This window comes from Streptomyces sp. NPDC006463, from assembly GCF_042870715.1.
Classification (GTDB): domain Bacteria; phylum Actinomycetota; class Actinomycetes; order Streptomycetales; family Streptomycetaceae; genus Streptomyces.
On the sequence record NZ_JBIAHP010000004.1, the window covers coordinates 287,819 to 302,676 of the forward strand.

The window sequence follows — 14,858 nt, forward strand, 5'->3', positions numbered from 1 at the left end:
ACAATCGGTCGTGTGTTCCTGACGATCTCCACCACCGGCTCCCCCGAACGACCCGCCACCGACCTGGGCTTCCTTCTGCACAAGCATCCCGGGAAGACGCAGGCGTTCTCCACCTCCCACGGCACCGCCCACGTGTTCTATCCCGAGGCCACGGCCCAGCTGTGCACGGCGGCCCTGCTGCTGGAGGTGGATCCCGTCGCGCTCGTGCGGCGCGGTCAGGGCAAGGGCCGGGGCGGAGCGCCCGACGCCGCGCTCGCGCAGTACGTCAACGACCGCCCGTACGCCGCCTCCTCGCTGCTCGCCGTCGCGCTGAGCGGGGTGTTCCGCAGCGCGCTCAAGGGCCGGTGCACCGCCCGGCCGGAACTGGCCGAGCAGGCCCGGCCGCTGCGCGTCGAGATCCCGGTGCTGCCCGCGCGCGGCGGGCCGGAGCTGGTGCACCGGCTGTTCGACCCGCTCGGGTGGGACCTCGTGCAGGCCGAACCCGTACCGCTCGACGAACGGTTCCCCGAGTGGGGGGACTCCCGTTACGTGCGGCTCGTGCTGGAGGGCGAGCTGAAGCTCGCCGACGCCCTGCGCCAGCTGTACGTCCTGCTGCCCGTGCTCGACGACGCCAAGCACTACTGGGTCGCCCCCGACGAGGTCGACAAGCTGCTGCGCGCCGGAGACGGCTGGCTCGCCGCCCACCCCGAGAACGCACTGATCAGCTCGCGCTACCTCGCCCGCCACAAGCGCCTGACCCAGGACGCCCTGGAGCGGCTGGAGCTGGTGCGCCTCGCCGAGGCCGACGGCAGCGAGGTCGAGGAGCTCGACAACGCCGTGGACGAGAACTGCGACACGCAGGAGCGGCCCGTGCCGCTCGCCGTGCACCGGCGCGACGCGATCCTCGCCGCGCTGCGCGCCGCCGGAGCCGCCCGCGTCCTCGACCTCGGCTGCGGACAGGGGCAGTTGGTCCAGGCGCTGCTCAGGGACCCGGCGTACACCGAGATCGTCGGCATGGACGTGTCCGTGCGGGCCCTGAACCTGGCGGCCAAGCGGCTGCGGCTGGAGCGGATGGGGGAGCGGCAGAGCACGCGCGTGCGGCTGCTGCAGGGCTCCCTCGCCTACACCGACAAGCGGCTCGCCGGCTACGACGCCGCCGTGCTCAGTGAGGTCATCGAGCACCTGGACCCGGAGCGGCTGCCCGCACTGGAGTACGCGGTGTTCGGCTCGGCCCGCCCCCGCACGGTCCTCGTCACCACCCCGAACGTCGAGTACAACGTCCGCTGGGAGTCCCTGCCCGCCGGGCACGTCCGCCACGGCGACCACCGCTTCGAGTGGACCCGCGCGGAGTTCCGCGCCTGGGCGGGCGAGGTCGCCCGGCGCCACGGGTACGGGGTCGAGTTCGTCCCCGTCGGGGATGACGACCCCGAGGTCGGACCGCCCACCCAGATGGCATTCTTCACCGCGGCCGACCACACCGACCACACCGACCACTCCACCCGCACCGGCCGTACCGACGGCACCGACCGCACCCCGAAGGAGGGCGAGGCAGCATGACCGGCACCGAGACCCACCGCGTACTTCCCGTCACCGATCTCTCCCTCGTCGTCCTGATCGGAGCCACCGGGTCGGGCAAGTCCACCTTCGCCCGCAAGCACTTCAAGCCCACCGAGGTGATCTCCTCCGACTACTGCCGGGGCCTGGTCAGCGACGACGAGAACGACCAGAGTGCGAGCCGGGACGCCTTCGACGTCCTGCACTACATCGCCGGCAAGCGCCTCGCCGCCGGACGCCTCACCGTCGTCGACGCCACCAGCGTCCAGGCCGACGCCCGCCGTCAGCTGGTCCAGCTCGCCCGCGAGCACGACGTGCTGCCCATCGCCGTCGTCCTGGACATGCCCGAGGAGGTGTGCGCCGAACGCAACGCCGCCCGCCCCGACCGGGCCGGGCTGCCCCGCGCCGTCATCCAGCGCCACCGCCGGGACCTGCGGCGCTCGCTGCGCGGCCTGGAGCGCGAGGGCTTCCGCAAGGTGCACGTGCTGCGCTCGGTCGAGGAGGCCGAGACGGCGGAGGTCGTCCTGGAGAAGCGGTTCAACGACCTCACCCACCTCACCGGCCCCTTCGACATCATCGGTGACATCCACGGCTGCGCCTCCGAGCTGGAGACCCTGCTCGCCGAGCTCGGCTACCAGGACGGGGTGCACCCCGAGGGCCGCACCGCCGTTTTCGTCGGCGACCTCGTCGACCGTGGGCCGGACAGTCCCGGCGTGCTGCGGCGCGTCATGGGCATGGTCAAGTCCGGCAACGCCCTGTGCGTGCCCGGGAACCACGAGAACAAGCTCGGCCGTTATCTGAAGGGCTCCAAGGTCCAGCAGACCCACGGACTGGCCGAGACCATCGAGCAGCTGTCCCACGAGCCGGAGGAGTTCGTCCAGGAGGTACGGGAGTTCATCCGCGGCCTCGTCAGCCACTACGTCCTCGACGGCGGCAAGCTCGTGGTCTGCCACGCCGGCCTGCCCGAGAAGTACCACGGCCGCACCTCCGGCCGGGTCCGCTCGCACGCCCTGTACGGGGAAACCACCGGCGAGACCGACGAGTTCGGCCTGCCCGTGCGCTACCCGTGGGCCGAGGACTACCGCGGCAAGGCCGTGGTGGTCTACGGCCACACCCCGGTCCCGGACACCGCCTGGATCAACAACACCATCTGCCTCGACACCGGCGCCGTCTTCGGCGGGAAGATGACCGCCCTGCGCTGGCCCGAGCGCGAACTGGTCGACGTACCGGCCGAGAAGGTCTGGTACGAGCCGGTCAAGCCGCTCGCCGCCGAGGCACCCGGGGGGCATGACGGCCGCCCCCTGGACCTGGCCGACGTGCACGGACGCCGGATCGTCGAGACCCGGCACCTGGGCAACGTCAACGTGCGTGAGGAGAACGCGGCCGCGGCCCTGGAGGTCATGAGCCGCTTCGCGGTCGACCCGCGGCTCGTCCCGTACCTGCCGCCGACCATGGCGCCGACCGCCACCTCCCGCGAGGACGGCTACCTGGAGCACCCGGCCGAGGCCTTCGCGCAGTACCGCAAGGACGGCATCGCCCAGGTGGTGTGCGAGGAGAAGCACATGGGCTCCCGCGCCACCGTCCTGGTCTGCAAGGACGCGGACGCGGCGCGCGAGCGCTTCGGCGTCGAGGGCCCGACCGGGTCCGTCTACACCCGCACCGGGCGGCCCTTCTTCAAGGACCCCGAGGTCACCGAGGAGGTCCTCACCCGGCTCCGCTCGGCGGTCACCGACGCCGGACTCTGGGAGGAGCTCGGTACGGACTGGCTGCTGCTCGACGGCGAACTGCTGCCCTGGTCCCTGAAGTCCGGCGGCCTGTTGCGCAACCAGTACGCCGCCGTGGGCGCGGCCTCGGGGGCCGTCTTCCCGGGCGCGATCGCCGCCCTGGAGGCGGCCGCCGCCCGGGGCATCGACACCGGCGAGCTGCTGGCACGCCAGCGCGGCCGGGCCGATGACGCCGCCGCGTTCACCGACGCCTACCGGCGTTACTGCTGGACCACGGACGGGCTGGAGGGCGTACGGTTCGCGCCGTTCCAGCTGCTGGCGGCGGCCGGACGGTCGCTGGCCGCGGTCCCCCACGACGAGCAGCTGTTCTGGCTGGACCGGCTCGTCGCCGCCGACGAGGCGGCGGGCACCGGGCTGCTGCGCCGCACCGGCCGGATCCTGGTGGACACCGCGGACGAGGACTCCGTACGGGCGGGCACCGACTGGTGGCTGGAGCTGACGGCCGCGGGCGGAGAGGGCATGGTCGTCAAGCCGCTCCAGGCGTACGCCCGCGACGGGAAGGGGCGCCTGGTCCAGCCCGGGGTCAAGGTGCGCGGGCGCGAGTACCTGCGGATCATCTACGGTCCGGAGTACACGCGCCCCGACCACCTGGAGCGGCTGCGCGAGCGGTTCCTCGGCCACAAGCGCTCGCTCGCCCTGCGCGAGTACGCGCTCGGGCTGGAGGCGCTCGACCGGCTGGCGGCGGGGGAGCCGCTGTGGCGGGTGCACGAGGCCGTCTTCGCGGTGCTCGCCCTGGAGTCGGAGCCGGTCGACCCGCGGCTGTGAGATCCACCCGGGCGTGAACCGGGGTGTGAACCGGGGCGTAAAGCCAGGGCCCCCGTACGGCCTCGAATTAGGTCGTATGGGGGAACTTTCGCGGAGAACTCCGGGAAACCCACTCGCGGGATCGTTCATCCAGGGCAGCGGAATGTCCGCGACCCTGGAAGGACGGAACGTCACCTATGAAGATGACCGCGCGCGGAAGCATTGCGGCACTCATGACCTGCATGGCCGCGGCCGGCGCGGCCACCCCGGCCGTGGCCGACTCGGTGCCGGTCGGTGTCCCGCTGGACGCCGTGAAGACCACGCTGGGGGTGGACACCCCGCGGGTGGCGACCGGGGTGCCGGTGCCGGCCGTGGGAGCGCCCGAGGCGCCCCGCTTCCACAGGGGGAGCATGCTCCCGACCCCGCTGCTCCCGGCGGTCCCGATCGCTACCGAGCTCGGCGGCACCCTCGTCACCTCGCCGGTGCCGAACCTGCTGGGCAAGCCGGAGACGGACGGCGAGGGCTCGCTGGAGTCACCGGCCACCGACCTGGTCGCCCGGACCCCCGGCGTGGTCGCAGGCGGTCTGCTGACGATGCCGGACGCCTCCAACTCCGGTGTGCCGAACGTGGGCCTGCCCGAACTGGGCCTGACCGCCCCGGAACTGATCGGAGCCCCGACGGCGCTTCTCGGCCTCGGCACCCCCCGCTGAGCAGACGCCACGTCAAAAGGCCGCCCGGTCTGCGAACGTGTACGGCATGGGATTCCATGTCGACTCCGAGACCGGGCGGCTTCGCCGCGTCATCCTCCACCGGCCCGACCTGGAGCTGAAGCGGCTCACACCGAGCAACAAGGACGCGCTCCTCTTCGACGACGTGCTCTGGGTGCGCCGGGCCCGCCAGGAGCACGACGGCTTCGCGGACGTGCTGCGCGACCGGGGCGTGGAGGTCCACCTCTTCGGCGACCTGCTGTGCGAGGCCCTCGGCATCCCGGAGGCGAGACACCTCGTACTGGACCGGGTCTTCGACGAGAAGGAGTACGGGCCGCTCGCCACCGACCACCTCCGGTCGGCCTTCGACGGGCTGAGCTCCGCCGCCCTGGCCGAGGCGCTGGTCGGCGGGATGACCAAGCGGGAGTTCCTGGAGCGGCACACCGAGCCGGTGTCGGTGCGCTTCCACGCCCTGGAACTGGACGACTTCCTGCTGGGCCCGCTGCCCAACCACCTGTTCACCCGGGACACCTCGGCCTGGATCTACGACGGCGTGTCCATCAACGCGATGCGCTGGCCCGCACGGCAGCGCGAGACCGTCCACTTCGAGGCGATCTACAAGCACCATCCGCTCTTCACCTCCTCCGGCGCCTTCCACTACTGGTCGCAGGGGCAGGCCGACTACCCCTCGACCATCGAAGGCGGTGACGTGCTGGTCATCGGGAACGGCGCGGTGCTCATCGGGATGAGCGAGCGGACCACCCCGCAGGCGGTGGAGATGCTCGCGCGGGGGCTGTTCGCCGCCGGGTCGGCGACCTCCATCGTGGCCCTGGATATGCCGAAGCGGCGGGCCTTCATGCACCTGGACACGGTGATGACGATGGTCGACGGAGATACGTTCACCCAGTACGCCGGACTCGGCATGCTCCGCTCCTACACGATCGAGCCGGGTGACGGTCCGGGCGAGCTGAAGGTGACCGACCACCGGCCGGAGCACATGCACCGGGCCGTCGCGGCGGCGCTCGGGCTGGACTCGATCCGGGTGCTGACCGCGACGCAGGACGTGCACTCGGCGGAGCGCGAGCAGTGGGACGACGGGTGCAACGTGCTGGCCGTGGAGCCGGGGGTGGTGGTCGCCTACGAGCGGAACGTGACGACCAACACCCATCTGCGCAAGGAGGGCATCGAGGTGATCGAGATCCCGGGCAGCGAGCTGGGGCGGGGCCGGGGCGGGCCGCGCTGCATGAGCTGCCCGGTCGAGCGGGACGCTGTCTGAAGGCTTCGTCACATGCGGAGGCAGGGCTGTATATCAATGCAGTGGATCGTATAGACTTCCAGCATCCCCTGTCACCGTGATGCTGGAGCGACCCCATGGCCACCGACCTCGCAGGCCGCAGTTTCCTCAAGGAGCTCGACTTCACCGCCGCCGAGTTCCGCGGTCTGATCGAGCTCGCCGCAGGCCTCAAGGCGGCCAAGAAGGCCGGGACCGAGCAGCCCGCGCTCCAGGGCAGGAACATCGCGCTGATCTTCGAGAAGACCTCGACGCGCACCCGCTGCGCCTTCGAGGTCGCCGCCGCGGACCAGGGCGCCCGCACCACCTACCTCGACCCCGCGGGCTCCCAGATGGGCCACAAGGAGTCGGTCAAGGACACGGCGCGGGTGCTCGGCCGGATGTTCGACGGGATCGAGTACCGGGGTGACAGCCAGGACACCGTCGAGGCGCTCGCCGCTCACGCGGGCGTGCCCGTCTTCAACGGCCTCACCGACGACTGGCACCCCACCCAGATGCTGGCCGACGTGCTCACCATGACCGAGCACACCGCCAAGCCCCTGGAGCGGATCTCCTTCGCCTACCTCGGCGACGCCCGCTTCAACATGGGCAACTCCTACCTCGTGACCGGCGCGCTGCTGGGCATGGACGTACGGATCGTCGCGCCCGAGGCCTACTGGCCGGCCGAGCCCGTGGTGGCCGCGGCGCGCGAACTCGCGGAGCGCAGCGGCGCCCGGATCACGCTGACCGAGGAGATCGCCGAGGGCGTGGCCCGGGCCGACTTCGTCCTGACCGACATCTGGGTGTCCATGGGTGAGCCCAAGGAGGTCTGGGACGAGCGGATCGCGGCCCTGTCCCCGTACGCGGTGACCATGGACGTGCTGCGCGCCACCGAGAACCCGGACGTGAAGTTCATGCACTGCCTTCCGGCCTTCCACGACCTCGGCACCGAGGTGGCGCGGGAGATCCACGAGCGCCACGGGCTGGATTCCCTGGAGGTGACGGACGAGGTGTTCGAGTCCGACCACTCCATCGTGTTCGACGAGGCCGAGAACCGGCTGCACACCATCAAGGCCGTGCTGGTCGCCACGCTCGGGAAGACCCGGGTGTAGCCCCACGCATAGTCATGCGCGGGCCGGTCGGGGCAGGGCGGACCGCCGCGCGGAGGCGGCGGGGACGGTGGCGCCTCCAACATGTCGCGCTTCTGTGACGGCAGTCACGATCTGGTGATACCGTCGATCGTGTGAGCCCCTTCACCGGTTCCACAGAAGCGACCGAACGGTGGCGCCACCTCCGGGTGACCCGGCAGGACGGCGTGGCCACCGTCACCTTCGACCGCCCCGACAAGCTGAACGCGCTCACCTTCGGCGCCTACGCCGACCTGCGCGATCTGCTGGCCGAACTCTCCCGCGAGCGCTCCGTGCGCGCCCTCGTCCTCGGCGGCGAGGGGCGCGGTTTCTGCTCCGGCGGGGACGTGGACGAGATCATCGGCGCCACCCTCGCCATGGACACCGCCCAGCTCCTCGACTTCAACCGGATGACCGGCCAGGTCGTCCGCGCCATCCGCGAGTGCCCCTTCCCGGTCATCGCCGCCGTGCACGGGGTCGCCGCCGGAGCCGGGGCCGTCCTCGCGCTCGCCGCCGACTTCCGGATCGCCGACCCCAGCGCCCGCTTCGCGTTCCTCTTCACCCGGGTCGGCCTCTCCGGCGGGGACATGGGCGCCGCCTACCTGCTGCCCCGCGTCGTCGGCCTCGGCCACGCCACCCGGCTGCTGATGCTCGGAGAGCCCGTACGCGCCGCCGAGGCCGAACGGATCGGCCTGCTCAGCGAGCTCACCGAGGAGGGCAAGGCCCACGTACGGGCCGCCGAGCTCGCCGCGCACCTGGCCGCCGGCCCCGCCCTCGCCTACGCGCAGACCAAGGCGCTCCTCACCGCCGAGCTCGACATGCCCCTGGCCGCGTCCGTGGAGCTGGACGCCAACACCCAGGCGCTGCTGATGAACGGCCAGGACTACGCGGAGTTCCACGCGGCCTTCACCGGGAAACGGCCGCCGGCCTGGAAGGGCAGGTAGCCGGATGTCCAAGGGCGCCATGCGGGTCGCCGTCGTCGGCGGGGGACCGGGCGGGCTGTACGCCGCCGCACTGCTGGCCCGCCAGGGCCACACCGTCGAGGTCTGGGAGCGGGGCGCGCCGGACGACACCTTCGGCTTCGGCGTGGTCCTCTCCGACGAGACCCTCGGCGGCATCGAGCGGGCCGACACCGTGGTCTACGAGGCCCTGAGCGCGGAGTTCGTGCGCTGGGACGACGTGGACATCGTGCACCGGGGCCGGCTGCTGACCTCCGGCGGCCACGGTTTCGCCGCCCTCGGGCGGCGCCGGCTGCTGGAGATCCTGCACGAGCGCTGCGCGGGGCTGGGCGTCCGGCTTCGCTTTCGTGCCGGGGCGGTGGACGCCGCGGCGCTCGCGGCCTCCCACGACCTGGTGGTCGCTGCCGACGGGGTGCACAGCGCGACGCGCGAGGCGGGCGCCGCGCACTTCGGGCCGACCGTGACCGGCGGGCGGTGCCGGTACATCTGGCTCGCCGCCGACTTCGCCTTCGAGGCCTTCCGCTTCGAGATCGCGGAGACCGAGCACGGGGTGATGCAGCTGCACGCCTATCCCTACTCCGCGGACGCCTCCACGGTGATCGTGGAGATGCGGGAGGAGGTGTGGCGGGCGGCGGGCTTCGACCTGTGCGACGAGAACGAGTCGGCGGCCCGCTGCGCCAAGATCTTCAGCGAGGCACTGCGGGGCCGGCCCCTGCACGGCAACCGCTCGGCCTGGACCCAGTTCCGCACGGTGGTCAACGAACGCTGGTCGCACGGAAACGTGGCGCTGCTCGGCGACGCCGCCCACACCGCCCACTTCTCCATCGGGTCCGGCACCAAGCTGGCCGTCGAGGACGCCCTCGCGCTCGCCGAAGCCGTCCGCGCCGAGCCCGGCGTACCCGCCGCGCTCGCGGCGTACGAGGCCGCGCGGCGGCCGGCCGTGGCCAGCACCCAGCGGGCGGCGGCCGCCAGCATGCGCTGGTTCGAGGAGGCGGCCGGATACGTGGGCCAGCCCGCCCGGCAGTTCGCCTTCAACCTGCTCACGCGCAGCCGCCGGGTCACCCACGACAACCTGCGGCTGCGCGACGACCGGTTCACCCGGGCCGTGGAACGGGACTTCGGCTGTCCGGACGAGCGGACTCCGCCCATGTTCACCCCGTTCACCCTGCGCGGGCTGACCCTGCGCAACCGGGTCGTGGTCTCACCGATGGACATGTACTCGGCCGAGGAGGGCGTCCCCGGCGACTTCCACCTCGTGCACCTGGGTGCGCGGGCGCTCGGCGGGGCCGGCCTGGTCATGACGGAGATGGTCTGCGTCAGCGCCGAGGGCCGGATCACCCCCGGCTGCACCGGCCTGTACACGCAGGAGCAGGCGACCGCCTGGCAGCGGATCACCGACTTCGTGCACACCGCCGCGCCCGGTACCGCGCTCGGCGTCCAGCTCGGGCACTCCGGGCGCAAGGGGGCCACGCGCGTGATGTGGGAGGGCATGGACGACCCCCTCCCGGAGGGCGGCTGGCCGCTGGCGGCCGCCTCGGCGCTGGCCTACCGGCCGGGTGTCTCGGCCGTCCCCCGCGCCCTCACGGAGCGCGACCTGGCAGCCGTCCGCTCGGACTTCGCGGCCGCCGCGGTCCGCGCCGCCGACTGCGGCTTCGACCTGCTCGAACTGCACTGTGCCCACGGCTACCTGCTCTCCGGGTTCCTCTCGCCGCTGACCAACCGGCGCACGGACGCCTACGGCGGCTCCCTGGAGAACCGGCTGCGCTTCCCGCTGGAGGTCTTCGACGCGGTCCGCGCCGTGTGGCCCGAGGACCGCCCCATGACGGTCCGCCTCTCGGCCACCGACTGGGCGCCGGGCGGCACCTCCCCGCAGGAGGCGGTGGACATCGCGGCCGCCTTCGCCGCGCACGGAGCGGACGCCGTCGACGTCTCGACCGGGCAGGTCGTCGCGGACGAGGCGCCGGAGTACGGGCGCTCGTACCAGACCCCGTACGCCGACCGGATCCGCAACGCGCTCGGCGTCCCCGTCATCGCCGTCGGCGCCATCTCCTCCTGGGACGACGTGAACTCGCTGCTGCTGGCCGGGCGCGCGGACCTCTGCGCCATCGGCCGCCCCCACCTGTACGACCCCCACTGGACCCTGCACGCGGCCGCCGACCAGTCCTACGAGGGACCGGCCGCCCCCTGGCCCCTGCCCTACCGGGCGGGCAGCCGCAAACCGCCGACCGGCCGCGGCTGAGGCCCGGGCGACGGCCGGCGGGTCAGGCGAGGGTGATCTCGGCGCGGTCCTCGACCGGGGTGTAGCCCAGGCGCAGGTAGACGCCGTTGCTGGTCGGGTTGGCCAGGTCGGTGAAGAGCAGCACCTCGGCGGCACCGGCCGCGTAGGCCGCCTCGCTGACCGCGTGCGTGACCCCGGCGGCGTAGCCGCGGCGGCGGGCCTCGGGCGGGGTGTAGACCGGGCCGACCCGGGCGGCGGAGCCGATCGGGCGGTTGAAGGAAGCCAGCGAGACCGGGACGCCCCCGTGCTCCCAGAGCAGGATGCCGCCGTACGAGATCCGGTCGCGCAGGACCGCCTCGGAGGCGGAGCCCGGAACCCCGGCCTCGGCGTTGAAGCTCTCGATCCACGCCATCAGCAGCGGCAGATCCGCCTCGGCGGCGAGGCGGGCGTGCCCGGCCGGCACGGGGTCCGGGGCGACCAGGCCGTCCAGCCGGTACAGGCGGATCTCCTCGGCGACCCGGGTGGACCGCCCCCAGGCCTCGGCCAGCGCCTGCGCGTCCGGGCGCCGAGCGTTGATCCCGTGGAGCCCGGCGAGCAGCGGCTCGGTGGTGAGAGCGGCCCCGAGCGCCCGGACCGCCTCCTCGGGCACCGTGCTGAGCAGCAGCGGGAACGGCGGGGTGCACAAAAGGCCACCGGCAACGGCTCCGTCGGCGTCGGTCCACCAGCCGAAGAAGGGCTCGTCGGAGCCGTAGGCGGCGGTCCCGCGCCGCTCCAGCCCGTCGGTCACGGTCAGCAGGACGGTATTGGCAACGGGGTCCGCGGCCACGGCCGGGCCCGCCGCGGCCAGATAGGCCGCCAGGTCCGAAGTGAAGGTCCAAGTCATGGCCCATCCTCGCGTGGCCGCGGACCGCCGCGCATCCGACTTTCAACGGGGCCCGCCCGTGCCCGCCTCAGACCAGATCGCGGGACGGCGGGGAGACGTGGAACACGAACGACAGCACGCCCACGGTGGAACGGGCCGCATCCAGCGCTTCCTCCGCCGTCGGCGCCGTGCCACGGGCGCGGGCGATGCGCGTGAAGGAGCCCGCGAGGCCGTTCAGTTCCGAGCCTTCGGGCAGCAGGACCGTGACGGCCGGATCCGTGCGTCCCGGGTCCGTCTCCGCGAGCCCCATGAAGGTGCCCGTCACCTCCGGAGCGGTGTACCAGATGGCCTCGCAGCGCGGCTCCCGGTCGGACTCCAGGACGGCGCGGATGTCGGGCAGGACCTTGAGGCCGGCCGCCTGCCGCGCCTGGAAGTCGATCATGTCGACGCCCGTCGCGTCCTTGGCCAGGTTGAAGATCTCGTCACCGCCCACCCGCAGATGGGTCTCGATGATGCGCGGACCGTCGTCGGTCAGGACGATCTCGGTGTGCGTCGGCCCGAACTCGACGCCGAGGGCGTCGAGGACGCGCGTCACGTGCGCTTCGACCGCCTCCCGCGCCGCCGGGTCCAGCGGCGCCGGCAGGACGTGGCCCAGCTCGACCATGTCCCGCGGGTCGGAGTACTTGCGGGTGACGGCGACGACGGCCGCCCGGCTGCGCGCGGCCCGGCTCGCCCAGACCGACCCGGATCGCCAACGCGACGCGCTCGCGGCCGAGTTGCGGGGAGTTGCCGAACTGCGCTGGCCCGGCGCGGACGGGCTCCAGGCCACCGCGCCCGAGGCCGCAACGGCCCGCGTCGAGCTGCTCCTCGACGAGGACGCGGGCGTCCGCCTGGACACGGCCGCCGCCCGGTCCGGCGTCACCCGGTACGCCGTCCTCCTGTCCCTCTACGGCCGGCTCCTCGCCGACCTCACCGGCGTGCGGGACTTCGCCGTCGGAGTCCCCGTGGCCCAGCGCGCCGACTCGGCACTGGAGGACGCCGTCGGCTGTCACATCGAGATGGCCTGCCTGCGCCTGCGCGGCCCGGTCCTCGGCGGCGGGCCCGCCGCCGTCGCCGAGGCCGGCCGCATCCTCCACCGGGCCTTCGCGGCACAGGACGTGCCCTTCCACGACCTGGTGCGCCACCTCAACCCGCCGCGCACCGGCAGGCCCCCGCTCTTCCAGACCCTGCTGGTGCTCCAGGACAACGCCCCGGCCGAACTGCGCCTGGACGGCCTGACCAGCACCCTCCTGCGCCCGCCCTACCTGGACCTGCCGCTGGACGTGCACACCGAGTTCTGGCCGGAGCCCGACGGGCGGCTGCGGCTCGCGGTCAGCCACCGGACGGCCGCCGTGCCGCACACCCTCGCCCGCGAGATCCTCAAGCGACTCGCCGACCTCGTCCATACCCTGCCGCAGCCCGAAGGAGAGTCCCGATGACCGTACTGGCCCCCGAGAAGGTCAACCTCGTCGACCCGGAGCTGTACGCGACCGGCGACCCCTACCCCGTCTTCCGCTGGATGCGCGACCACGACCCGGTGCGCCTGCACGACGCGACCGAGTACCCCGCCTTCTGGTCCGTGACCCGGTACGACGACATCCGCGCCGTCTACGGCGACGCACGCGTCTACAGCTCGGCCCAGGGCATCCTGCTGCGTCCGCCGGGCCACGGCCAGGACCCGGGCGGCGGCCGCACCCTCGCGCTGACCGATCCGCCGCGCCACAAGGCGCTGCGCTCGCTCGTCGCCGACTGGTTCACCACCCGGTCCGTCCGGGCCCTGGAGGACGCCATGCGCGACGCGGTGCGCCAGGTCGTCGCCCGCGCCGTCGACCTGGGCGAATGCGATTTCGTCACCGACGTCGCGGGACGGCTCCCGCTGTACGTCATCTGCCGCCTCATGGGCGTGCCCGCCCACGAGCAGGAGATGCTCTTCGCCCTCACCACCCAGGCGTTCGGGGCGGGCGAGCCGGAGGCGCGCAGCATCGCCCACCAGGAGATCATGGCCTACTTCGTCGAGCTGATGTACCGGCGGATGGACGAGCCGGCGGACGACCTGGTGAGCGCCCTCGTCAACGGCGAGGTCGACGGCGAACTCCTCACCGAGGAGGACATCCTCCTCAACTGCGACAACCTCCTGGTCGGCGGCACCGAGAACGTGCGCCTCGCGGTGGCGGGCGGCATGCGGACCTTCCTGGAACGCCCTGCCGACTGGGAGCGCCTGCGCGGCGACCGGGGCCTGATGCCCACGGCGATCGAGGAGGTCCTGCGCTGGACCTCGACCGCCACCCACATCATGCGCACGGTCACCGAACCGGTGATGCTGCGCGACCGCCCGCTGGAGCCGGGTGACAGGGTCGTCCTGTGGACGCCGTCCGCCAACCGGGACGAGCGCCACTTCGAGGACCCTGACACCTTCAACCTCGCCCGTCGCCCCAACCGTCACCTCGCGCTGGGCGCCGGCGAGCACTTCTGCCTGGGCGCGATGATGACCCGTACCGAGATGCGGATCCTGTTCTCGGAACTCCTCGACTCCACCCGCTCCATCGAACAGACCGGCCCTGCCGTCCCCCTGCGGTCGATCGTCGTCAACGGGCTCGAGAGCCTCCCGGTGAGGATCACGCCGGCATGAACATCCTCATCCTCCGGACCCTGACCCCGCCCGCTCCCCACCCGCCCCGGCCGGGCCTCCTCCCCCTCGTGGTCCGCCGCGTCCAGGTCGCCGCGGGACGGCTCACGGCAGCCGGTCGCGGCGCGGGAAGGCGGGGTGGAGGCTGACGCGCAACGCCCCGGCCACCGCGGACGCCGCACCGCCGGTCAGGGCTGCGCGAAGCGCGCCCCCGCGTCCCGCAGCCGCGCGTGGAGCTCGGAAAACACGGCTGCCGCGCGGTCGCCCGGCCAGTCCGACGGCAGCAGGCCGCGCGGCAGCCCCGGGTCGGCGTACGGCAGGCGCCGCCAGCTGTCCAGGGCGAGGAGGTAGCCGCGGTAGGCCTCCTCCGGGGTCGGTTCCGGGCCCGGCTGGAGGGCGCGCAGGGCGGGTTCGTGCTGATCGAGGAATTCCTCGTGCTGTTTGGCCAGGGCCGTCAGGTCCCACCAGCGGGCCACGGCCTCGGCCGTCGGCGCGAAGCCGAGGTGGGCGCCGCGGAACAGCTCCACGTACGGCGTCAGGTGCAGCCGTTCCAGGGTGTGCCCGGTCTCCTCGGCCAGCCCGGCCGGGGCGATCCACACGCCCGGCGCCACCGCGCCGAAGCCGAGCCGGGCCAGCCGGGAGCGCAGCAGGTGCCGCTTGTGCCGCTCCTGCTCCGGGACGGAGAACACCGCCACCAGCCACTCGTCCGACAGCTCCGGGCTGCCGTAGATCCGCCGGTCGCCGTCGTCCAGCAGCTGGCGGGCCTCCTCGGAGAGCTCGTAGCCCGCCGAGCCGTCCGCGGCGCGCGCGGGCAGCAGGAAGCCTCGCCGCTTCAGCCGGGACACCGACGAGCGGACCGATGGGGCGTCCACGCCGACCGCGCCCAGCAGGCGGATCAGCTCGGACACCGGGACCGGTCCCTCGAAGGCCCGCCCGTAGGCGCCGTAGAACGTGACGATCAGAGATCGCGGAGTGTGCTGCTCGGCCAC

The 14,858-nt window shown here is 73.0% G+C and carries 12 protein-coding genes; 9 read left to right on the forward strand and 3 right to left on the reverse strand.

All coding sequences use genetic code 11. The annotated features are described in order from the left end of the window. Positions 1–12: 12 nt before the first annotated feature. The 7 genes from ACFYOB_RS10300 to ACFYOB_RS10330 all read left to right on the forward strand — a co-directional run bounded on the left by ACFYOB_RS10300 (position 13) and on the right by ACFYOB_RS10330 (position 10,363). Positions 13–1,536 carry a 3' terminal RNA ribose 2'-O-methyltransferase Hen1 gene (locus ACFYOB_RS10300; protein WP_388557334.1) on the forward strand — a complete coding sequence of 508 codons (1,524 nt, stop codon included), beginning with the start codon at positions 13–15 and terminating at the stop codon, positions 1,534–1,536. Then, positions 1,533–4,082 (forward strand): polynucleotide kinase-phosphatase, encoded by a 2,550-nt coding sequence (locus ACFYOB_RS10305; protein WP_388557338.1) that lies wholly within the window; start codon positions 1,533–1,535, stop codon positions 4,080–4,082. The genes ACFYOB_RS10300 and ACFYOB_RS10305 overlap by 4 nt, the downstream gene beginning before the upstream one ends. A 176-nt stretch (positions 4,083–4,258) precedes the next feature. Further along, a complete protein-coding gene (locus ACFYOB_RS10310) occupies positions 4,259–4,771 on the forward strand; it encodes a hypothetical protein (protein ID WP_388557342.1) in 513 nt (170 codons plus the stop codon). Positions 4,772–4,817: 46 nt separating this feature from the next. After that, complete coding sequence (locus ACFYOB_RS10315) at positions 4,818–6,044, forward strand: arginine deiminase (RefSeq protein ID WP_388557345.1); 1,227 nt, start codon at positions 4,818–4,820, stop codon at positions 6,042–6,044. A gap of 95 nt (positions 6,045–6,139) precedes the next feature. Continuing rightward, positions 6,140–7,150 carry an ornithine carbamoyltransferase gene (gene argF, locus ACFYOB_RS10320; protein ID WP_388557348.1) on the forward strand — a complete coding sequence of 337 codons (1,011 nt, stop codon included), beginning with the start codon at positions 6,140–6,142 and terminating at the stop codon, positions 7,148–7,150. Positions 7,151–7,281: 131 nt separating this feature from the next. Continuing rightward, a complete protein-coding gene (locus ACFYOB_RS10325) occupies positions 7,282–8,109 on the forward strand; it encodes an enoyl-CoA hydratase family protein (RefSeq protein WP_328928164.1) in 828 nt (275 codons plus the stop codon). Positions 8,110–8,113: 4 nt separating this feature from the next. Continuing rightward, positions 8,114–10,363 (forward strand): bifunctional salicylyl-CoA 5-hydroxylase/oxidoreductase, encoded by a 2,250-nt coding sequence (locus tag ACFYOB_RS10330; protein ID WP_388557352.1) that lies wholly within the window; start codon positions 8,114–8,116, stop codon positions 10,361–10,363. A 22-nt stretch (positions 10,364–10,385) separates the two neighbouring features. Here the strand turns inward: ACFYOB_RS10330 and ACFYOB_RS10335 are convergent, their stop codons facing one another. Then, positions 10,386–11,225, reverse strand: coding sequence for a GNAT family N-acetyltransferase (locus ACFYOB_RS10335; RefSeq protein WP_388557356.1), 840 nt, complete (start codon positions 11,223–11,225; stop codon positions 10,386–10,388). A 67-nt stretch (positions 11,226–11,292) separates the two neighbouring features. After that, entirely contained in the window at positions 11,293–11,868 is a 576-nt protein-coding gene (locus ACFYOB_RS10340) for an acetyl-CoA carboxylase biotin carboxylase subunit family protein (protein WP_388557359.1), read from the reverse strand. A 25-nt stretch (positions 11,869–11,893) separates the two neighbouring features. On the opposite strand from ACFYOB_RS10340, the gene ACFYOB_RS10345 reads away from it, so the two are divergent. After that, a complete protein-coding gene (locus tag ACFYOB_RS10345; protein WP_388557362.1) occupies positions 11,894–12,682 on the forward strand; it encodes a condensation domain-containing protein in 789 nt (262 codons plus the stop codon). Continuing rightward, positions 12,679–13,872 (forward strand): cytochrome P450, encoded by a 1,194-nt coding sequence (locus ACFYOB_RS10350; protein WP_388557364.1) that lies wholly within the window; start codon positions 12,679–12,681, stop codon positions 13,870–13,872. The genes ACFYOB_RS10345 and ACFYOB_RS10350 overlap by 4 nt, the downstream gene beginning before the upstream one ends. Positions 13,873–14,057: 185 nt before the next feature. On the opposite strand, the gene ACFYOB_RS10355 is transcribed toward ACFYOB_RS10350, so the two are convergent. Next, positions 14,058–14,858: a PaaX family transcriptional regulator C-terminal domain-containing protein gene (locus ACFYOB_RS10355; RefSeq protein WP_388557368.1), complete on the reverse strand. Its 801-nt coding sequence runs from the start codon at positions 14,856–14,858 to the stop codon at positions 14,058–14,060.

Bases quoted from the DNA above. Each gene is read 5' to 3' on its own strand.
- ACFYOB_RS10330 (WP_388557352.1), top strand. From the start codon at position 8,114: ATGTCCAAGGGCGCCATGCGGGTCGCCGTCGTCGGCGGGGGACCGGGC.
- argF (WP_388557348.1), top strand. From the start codon at position 6,140: ATGGCCACCGACCTCGCAGGCCGCAGTTTCCTCAAGGAGCTCGACTTC.
- ACFYOB_RS10350 (WP_388557364.1), top strand. From the start codon at position 12,679: ATGACCGTACTGGCCCCCGAGAAGGTCAACCTCGTCGACCCGGAGCTG.
- ACFYOB_RS10315 (WP_388557345.1), top strand. From the start codon at position 4,818: ATGGGATTCCATGTCGACTCCGAGACCGGGCGGCTTCGCCGCGTCATC.
- ACFYOB_RS10310 (WP_388557342.1), top strand. From the start codon at position 4,259: ATGAAGATGACCGCGCGCGGAAGCATTGCGGCACTCATGACCTGCATG.
- ACFYOB_RS10305 (WP_388557338.1), top strand. From the start codon at position 1,533: ATGACCGGCACCGAGACCCACCGCGTACTTCCCGTCACCGATCTCTCC.
- ACFYOB_RS10340 (WP_388557359.1), bottom strand. From the start codon at position 11,868: ATGGTCGAGCTGGGCCACGTCCTGCCGGCGCCGCTGGACCCGGCGGCG.
- ACFYOB_RS10335 (WP_388557356.1), bottom strand. From the start codon at position 11,225: ATGACTTGGACCTTCACTTCGGACCTGGCGGCCTATCTGGCCGCGGCG.